The sequence below is a fragment of the Candidatus Neomarinimicrobiota bacterium genome, from assembly GCA_036476315.1.
Classification (GTDB): Bacteria; Fidelibacterota; Marinisomatia; order Marinisomatales; family S15-B10; genus JAZGBI01.
Window position 1 is genome coordinate 1 of the sequence record JAZGBI010000099.1, and the last position, 8,218, is coordinate 8,218.

8 protein-coding genes and 1 riboswitch are annotated in these 8,218 nt (G+C 50.9%); all 8 genes read left to right on the plus strand.

Features of this window, described 5'->3' with window-relative positions; translation table 11 throughout:
- Window positions 1–395 precede the first annotated feature (395 nt).
- Window positions 396–490: riboswitch (TPP riboswitch) on the plus strand.
- A gap of 215 nt (window positions 491–705) precedes the next feature.
- Window positions 706–4,287, plus strand: a complete 3,582-nt coding sequence (locus V3U24_10685) for a T9SS type A sorting domain-containing protein (GenBank protein MEE9167909.1) — start codon at window positions 706–708, stop codon at window positions 4,285–4,287.
- Between the two features lie 1,117 nt (window positions 4,288–5,404).
- Window positions 5,405–5,542, plus strand: a complete 138-nt coding sequence (locus tag V3U24_10690; GenBank protein ID MEE9167910.1) for a hypothetical protein — start codon at window positions 5,405–5,407, stop codon at window positions 5,540–5,542.
- Window positions 5,543–5,818, plus strand: a complete 276-nt coding sequence (locus V3U24_10695) for a hypothetical protein (protein ID MEE9167911.1) — start codon at window positions 5,543–5,545, stop codon at window positions 5,816–5,818.
- A 96-nt stretch (window positions 5,819–5,914) separates the two neighbouring features.
- Window positions 5,915–6,175, plus strand: a complete 261-nt coding sequence (locus V3U24_10700; protein MEE9167912.1) for a hypothetical protein — start codon at window positions 5,915–5,917, stop codon at window positions 6,173–6,175.
- On the plus strand, window positions 6,150–6,677 hold the full coding sequence (locus V3U24_10705) for a hypothetical protein (GenBank protein ID MEE9167913.1): 528 nt from the start codon (window positions 6,150–6,152) through the stop codon (window positions 6,675–6,677). The genes V3U24_10700 and V3U24_10705 overlap by 26 nt, the downstream gene beginning before the upstream one ends.
- A 353-nt stretch (window positions 6,678–7,030) precedes the next feature.
- Window positions 7,031–7,444, plus strand: coding sequence for a hypothetical protein (locus V3U24_10710; protein MEE9167914.1), 414 nt, complete (start codon window positions 7,031–7,033; stop codon window positions 7,442–7,444).
- Entirely contained in the window at window positions 7,410–7,679 is a 270-nt protein-coding gene (locus tag V3U24_10715; protein MEE9167915.1) for a hypothetical protein, read from the plus strand. The genes V3U24_10710 and V3U24_10715 overlap by 35 nt, the downstream gene beginning before the upstream one ends.
- Window positions 7,676–8,218, plus strand: a 543-nt coding sequence (locus V3U24_10720) for a hypothetical protein (protein MEE9167916.1), incomplete at its 3' end; no start/stop codon positions are given. The genes V3U24_10715 and V3U24_10720, both read left to right, overlap by 4 nt.

Sequence of the window (8,218 nt, forward strand, 5' to 3'; positions counted from 1 at the left end):
TTCCAGTACTATATACAGAATTCTTCAATTGACTTTAACCATCGATAATTCTTATATAGGTGGGACTGTTACAATGGGCGGGTGGATCACTTCCGCAAAGCGAGATAACGAACGCATATCAATTTCGTAGTAGTTCGTTTCTCTCATTATAGGTTTCTCCAATAGGCCCTGTCAGGCCCAAGGTCGTCTCAAAGCTGCGAGCAACGGATTAGAAGTCCGTTGCCACAATAAAACTCACCGACGAGAAATGACCTTTTTTCAAAAAGTGTATCCATAAAACGTATCCATATTTTCGACTTCTGATAAGTCTTTCCAAGAAAAAACAGAGAAAAAATCAGAAATTCCTCGATTGACATTTCCTACTTCGACTATTATCTTCAGCTGGGAATTTGAGCAAGAATGGGGGTGCTATCCCACTTGTGCGTGATAGCTGAGATTAAACCCTTTGAACCTGAACTGGGTAATGCCAGCTGAGGGATGAAGAACACGAGGCAGACAGTCAGAATCCTCTTCGCTTTGAAGGGGATTTTTAATTTTTACAGTAATTGGAATCTGTCTCCTCGTCACAACTTGTAGCAAACCAACGGAGCCCGAAGACGAAGCCCTCTGGACAAAGACCTTAGGGCTAAGCGATGATGATCGGGGGCACTCTGTCCAGCAGACCTCCGATGAGGGACATAACATACGTGAACTAATCAAAATGTCATGCTAACCAGAATCTTGCGCAGGAATAGGGAAGGAAATGATATTGGTAACAATTTGTGTCGCACATTCAGAACACTACTTTTTCTCATGATTGCTGCCTCAAGCCACGTCCCATTTGGGCAAACCTTCATCTTCATCTCAGCCGTTTCGGCTCAGATCGCGACTGATGGGACCGTTAAAAGTTTCCAAAAGATCAGCGACACGGCGGGCAGCTTCACCGCCACGCTGGATAATAGCGACTTCTTTGGCGTCTCGGTGGCCAGCCTGGGCGACCTGGACGGTGACGGGGTAACAGACCTGGCCGTTGGAGCCCATTTTGGTAACGACGGCGGGGCTAACCGGGGGGCGGTATACGTCCTTTTCCTTAATACCGATGGGACGGTGAAGTCCTTCCAGAAGATCAGCGACACGGCAGGCAGCTTCACCGCCACGCTGGATAATAGCGACGTCTTTGGCATCTCGGTGGCCAGCCTGGGCGATCTGGACGGTGACGCGGTCACCGACATGGCTGTCGGAGCCTATGTTGATGACGACGGCGGGAGTGACCGGGGAGCGGTATACGTCCTTTTCCTTAATACCGATGGGACGGTGAAGTCCTTCCAGAAGATCAGCGACACGGCGGGCAGCTTCACCGCCACGCTGGATGATGTCGACCTCTTTGGCAGCTCGGTGGCCAGCCTGGGCGATCTGGACGGTGACGGGGTCAGCGACCTGGCCGTGGGAGCCGTTTTTGATGGCGACGGCGGGGAAAATCGGGGAGCGGTATATTCATTGTTTCTGAAAGCGGAGGCGACGGCATCAACGGTCACGACAGGTGCCGCCACAAACGTTAGCACAACTTCTGCCACGCTCAATGGCACGGTCAATCCAAATAACCTCAGCACGACCGTTACCTTCGAATGGGGCGAAACGACAAGCTACGGAAATACGATAACGGCAGATCAAAGTCCTGTAACAGGCACAACTGATGTTGCAGTAAGTGCAAATCTCACCGGACTTTCAGAAAGCACAGAATATCACTTCCGTGTAGTAGCAACCAATAGCGCAGGCACAACCAACGGTGGCGATCAAACGTTCACCACTACCTTAGCCGGGACTGCCCCAACAGCCACCACAGACACTGCCACAAACGTTAGCACCACCTCCGCCACACTCAATGGCACGGTCAATCCAAATAATCTCAGCACGACCCTTACCTTCGAATGGGGACAAACGACAACCTACGGAAATACGGTAACAGCAGATCAAAGTCCTGTGACAGGCACAAGTGACGTTTCGGTAAGTGCCACTCTGACTGAACTTTCTGATAACACAGAATACCACTTCCGTGCGGTAGCAACCAATAGCGCGGGCACGACCAACGGTGGCGATCAAACGTTCACCACTACCTTGGCCGGGACTGCCCCAACAGCGGCGACAGACGCCGCCACAAACGTTAGCACAACTTCCGCCACACTCAACGGTACGGTCAATCCAAACAATCTCAGCACGACCGTTACCTTCGAATGGGGAGAAACGACAAGCTATGGAAATACGGTAACGGCAGATCAAAGTCCTGTGACAGGCACAAGTGACGTTTCGGTAAGTGCCACTCTGACTGAACTTTCTGATAACACAGAATACCACTTCCGTGCGGTAGCAACCAATAGCGCAGGGACGACCAACGGTGGAGATCAAACATTTGCAACCTTGCAGGCTGGAAGTGCTCCAACGGCCATTACCATCCCAGCAACCGATATCGGAACTACCTCAGCCACCCTCAACGGCATCGTAAATCCAAATGACCCTCTTACAACAGTTACGTTTGAATATGGAGAAACAGAGGGTTACGGGAGTACTTCAACAGCAGATCAAAGTCCTCTCACTGGTACAGTTGATCTTACCGTCAGCACCAATATCATGGATCTTCTGTCAAATACTGAGTACCACTTTCGAGTAGTTGCTACGAACGACGTGGGAACAACAAATGGTGGTGATCGGATGTTTAGCACATTGGAACTTGCTCCTCCTGTTATTAGTGGTAGTCTCCAGGGGATTGTTGCCAGCGAAGGGGAACTTGTCACTGTGAATGTCCAGATTGCAGCTGAGGCCGGTCTGAACCGGGCTGAGTTGAAATACTTCATTGGCGGCACGAAGACGTTGCGAACATCTGCGTTTTCGGACGTGGGTGGAAATCAGTATCAAGCTTTAATTCCACCGGAACACGTGACCGACCGTGGGATCGTTGGCTTCATACAAGCTGAAGACAATTTGGGCAGGGTGGCTGTATCTGATACGGCAGAAATCAGGGTCCACTTTGACGATATTGGTATTTCCCGCGTGTCCACCGAGCAGTATGCCATGATATCCGTTCCCGGAGACCTTGATGGGAAGAACCAAACTCCCGTTCTTGGCGATGAACTTGGGGTATACGACAAGACCCGGTGGCGTCTCTTCGGGTGGAATGGTACAAATTATACGGAGTTCGAAGGGTCGGCGAACTTTAATCCAGGAGCGGCGTTTTGGATTATCACGGCCAAGGGTGCGAACCTATCTGGGGGTCCAGGGACCTCGACACAACTGATGCCGGCGCACAGCATAGGTCTCAATCAGGGATGGAACCAGATTGGATCCCCGTACAACTTTGATGTGGACGTCGGCCAGATGAAATACGATCCTGCGGCGATTGAGCCGCAATTCTACGAGTACGATCCTGCCATCAACGATTATGTAATCCAAACCAGCATGAAGCCAGGGGGAGGCGTCTGGATCTATGCCTTCCAAAACACTGCTCTTCAAGTAAACTCCGGTACTGGAAGTCTGGCCCGGCAAGTGGTGGAGACACTTCCCCTACAGTGGGGTGGGAGGGCGAAAGCCACCGTAGGCCACATGCAGGACACGGAGAATGCGTTCGGGGTTGCATCCATGGCTTCAGACGCGTGGGATGAATCAGACCGCCACGAACCGCCGGTGATTGGCGATTATGTCACTCTGGCCTTCGACAATCGGGAGTGGGACTATCGTGGTGGGCTCTACAGCAGAGACATCCGAAGCCAAGAGGCTCAAGGGCACGTCTGGCCCTTTGTGGTCCGGACAAACCATGAGGGATACGTCCATCTTGACTTTGAATGGACAGAGGCAGTCCCTCCAGGGTGGGAAGCTCATGTGGTGGACAGAGATCTTGAGGTTGTCCGTACTCTGTCGGAGGTTCCCCAATACACCTTCAGGTCTAACGGTTCGAAGACTCAGCGTAACTTCAGTCTGGTGGTGGGACAGCCGTCGTTTGTCAGGGAAGCCATCGAAGAATTTGTGACGGTTCCTGAGGAATATGAGCTGTTTCAGAATATGCCAAATCCATTCAATGCGGTCACCACCATTCGGTTCAGTCTCCCCGAGGAGGGTAAGGTGAATCTTGTCATCTATGATGTGATGGGTCATGAAGTGGTCACCCTTTCCAAGGAAGAAAGATATGATCGTGGTATACATATCTCTCTATGGAATGGGAAGAATCGTTATGGCCGTAACGTCGGCACGGGCGTTTACCTCTACCGTATTCAGGCTGGTGACTTTATCCAGTCTCGCAAGATGGTTTTGTTGAGGTGAAACTAGCCGCCAGTCAAGGCCAAAATGGTGTGACTATATGATCCTGTTTTTTTCGCTATCCAGCAACGCCGCCTTATAAAGGCAGCGCTTTCCCCACGTCTTACCGAGAAGAGGCAACTCCCTCAAGACGCCGCGTGTCCATAGAATCCGTGTCCATAATCTGACCATATTTGACCTTATGTGATAACATTTGGCAGCGTAGATAAGAATAAGATTTATGTCACAAAAGAGGAAAAATCCGTCGAGAAAGCCAATCACCCCCGGGGATTTGTTTACCGAGATACGGGGGGTATTACAGAAGGGGAATTACGACATTTGACCAAATCTGGCTACATCAACATCATATTGCGGATACCGACTGTACAAAATTGAATCTCCCTCATCGGTGCAGGTGGAATTGACACAGACCTTTTAAGCCGGTGCTCGCAGATTCGAACAACGCCGCCTCATGAGGGCGGAGTTTTCCGACTATAAAGGCAAGAAAGGCTGTAATTAGGTTGCAGTCGACCTAAAACAGCGACATAACGCATCGTCCGGACTCCGTTGGGGCAAGTACCCAACGAACTGTGAGTAATATCGACAGGGAAAGCAGGCCCGCCGTGTCCGGCTAATCTCTTCAGGTACCAGGAAATCCCCAGTTTCTCACTGTCTTCCTGGCACTCCCCGCATTCTCAAAATCACCCTTTATTCTAAAATTGGGCCTTTTTAAAACTCCCACGTGGGACTTTTGGGCTGTTCTCCTCGGTGAAGTTATCCCGGCCTGGACACCATCATGCGCCTGAACGTCAACTCTGCGTAATTCATCGAGTCATTCAGTTGACTGGACTTTTCACACAATGGCACGCACCGCATTTTTCGATACCATGGACTGATTTGTTCTCAGGAGCCGTATTCTCGCTTACGGCGCTCTCTTATGTCGCACAATCGACCTGCGTCGCTCAGAACCTATTTTACGGGATTTCTAACCCTATTCCAGGGTTACTGTCTTGGCGTTCAGATCCCCCTCCCTTTCCTACCGCAATAATCCCTTAAAAAGAGGTATATGTATAATGGAAGAGAAGGCACTGTAGCTTTCTCATCGCAATCATTTCACCATTATTAACTCATGGAGGACATTATGAATATCACATTAGAAAGAGCGGAGAACGCCGTTAAATGGGGACAGGCCGGCTTTTCCCTGGCGCTGGCACTGTTATCCCTGATTCACCTTGGGGTGTCGGCTCGAAACGGGAAATCAAAACAGGAAGAACGCTAAATGACTGAACCGGTCAAGAAGCCCAGGCTTCCGCCGGAGACTGATGACAGCGTGGTGGAGGTGGACCTTCGCCACGTTGTTTTAGCTTTTGGAGGTGTTTTCATGGGCGTCCTGGCCTCCGGCACGGCGTTGATCCTGATCCGTGACTGGGCCAGGTTCAGGAGGCAGAAAGCAGCCATCGAGTCTATTTCACAACTGATAAAGATCATTCAGGAAGGAGGATTTCGTCCATGGAAAAGCGCGAAGGAGGATACTTCATCTCCACAGAAGAAATAACGCAGGCTGGCAAGATCTTAGGGATTGTCGGGATTGGCTGTCTGATCGTGGGAGTTGTTCGTTCTCTCATCTGGGGACCGGTGGTTAGGATCGGCCATGAATAGGCCCACCAGACTTCGCATGAACGTCAGCACCCGTTCCCTCTCTCAGGTGGCCGGTCTGGTATCCAATTCCGTTATTCTCGCCGCAAACGCCTACCTGCTGGGAAGCGGTCTTGCTTTGCGGTTCAGGGAAAGGAAAAGGGAGCGCACTTCCCAGACACTCGAGATGGGTGCCCAGATCGCAAATGCGGTGGCCGGTTTAACTAAAGTCGTAGTGGAGACAATTGAAAATGGCCAGAGACGCCAGGTACTATGATCCGGAGGAAAGGCGCTATGTCGAGAACAATCTCTTCTGCCCGTTTTGCGGAAACAGTAACGCCTTCTCGATTGATCTGAAGTTGAGGCATAAGGTCGAGTGCCAATCAGGTCTGTTGAATGTGGGTCTGGACAAAAGGGTAAAGAAGGTCCTTCACGCGATTGAGAACAACCTCTGGCGGATAGTCGACAAGGGGTTGAATGAAGGAAAATCCGTCATTCGCTGTGCCAACTGCGAGAATAAAGAATGGATCGATCTTCAGGAGAGAATGCTTGACTGGTGCTGGCAGTTGGGTTGTCCCGGGTGCTGGTACTGCGGAAACTGGATCGAGAAAGACAACCTGATAGAGCTTTGCAGTGAGTGCATCATTTCAAGGGGTGGTAATATTACGGATGATGACTGCAGCAGTGTCTGTCCGCATTATGATGATGGACTCGAGCAAGTAATGGACCATTACGGCATCACGCTTGACAGGTTGAAGATGGAATTGGGATATCCATAAGTGGTGGATTAGGGCCCCAGAGCGCGCCTGCGTATTTAAAGGGGTTGGTCCGGAGGAATCAGGGCCAGCCCCTTTTTTGCTTTTTCAGGGAGTGACCATGTTTGACAAAGAAAACAGAGCATCAGGAATCCTTGAAATAGAGCTGCCAACAGGGATCAGGATCGCTGAGTGTACGGGATGTCATGGAAACGTATTCCTGATGGATCTAAGGACAGTGTGCGAAGTGAAAGTCTCTCACGCTGGATTGCTAGCCGTAGACAGGCCCCGTCTATCCATCGATCTGGTGGCAGAGCGACTGAAACCTGAGAACTTGACCTGTGCGCGGTGTTTTGACCGGAAAGGAGGGAGAAAGAATGAAACTGATATGCATTGCCTGCGGGAACTACACATACTTCGAAGCTGAAGTGGAGGGCTTAAGAGCCGTAATCCCCGCAGCACAAGGTGTGGTGGTTGAAGACGCGGTAATTGACGATGACAACTGGTCCGACGGTTCCCTCCGGGACAACCTGCAGGATGTTGTGGACTGGTTCCTGAAGCAAAACGATCAGGCCCTCCACTTTGATGCGGACACGGGTCATTACTACAACAGTTATGTCAGATGCGCCAGGTGCGGTAGTCCCAGGGTCTGTCCGCCATATTCGAAGTGGACGCCGCCCAGAAGTCTGAAGTCCCTCGAAGAGGAACTCCTCGACAACCGTGAAGAACTAAACGCTCTAAGGAAGGAGAGACATCATGCGAATCACCTGCCGGTCCTGTGGAAACCATAGGAGGTTTCTGATCCCCCTCTGGGTTCGGTGCACGTTCAAGTTCCGGGAGGATGGCACCATCACCATTCTCCATGTCAAACAGCTGGAATCGCTGGAAGAGAAGCTCGCCGGCCAGGGGAAGACTTCATTCAATTTGACCTGCCAGGAATGCGGCGACGAGGCCGAAATAGTCTTCAACCAGTACGAGGCCATGGACGAAGAAAAACGCCAGAGACAGGCACTGGAGGGATTATGAAGAACAGCTACAAACAAGAGATCACGGAAAGAATCAAGGACAGCCTCAACAGGTGGATCGAGGAGCTAAAGAAGAGCCATCCGGAACTGCTTCTTACAAAGCAGTGGAGAACACTGTTCCCCAGGGGTTTTACAGAAGGCAACAACGTTATTCCCGTTGTGACAGGATCAAAGAAAGGGAAGCATCTTGTGGCGGAAGTCCAATTCGTGCTGCCGGAGAGTCTGGAGCTTGATCTCGATGCAATGGAACTGACTGTGAAGAACGAACCGTTCGAGGAGAAAGAAAAAGAAGCCTCCCCGGTGCCGATCGATGAACCCCTGGACGTCCTGAACGAACTCATCCTGGGAGTAAATGACTTTCTTCAGAGCCTGAATCTTTCGATTCCGCACTTAACTGCACCACAAACACTCAACCAGATGCCTTTGTTTCCCACCTCCTATCCCTCCACACAGCAGCCTCCCGGAAGCTTCGGAAACATAAAGGCTGGATCTCTTAGAAAAGTCAACCGGGAGGCTGTCCTGCCTTTAGTCAATGGCGAT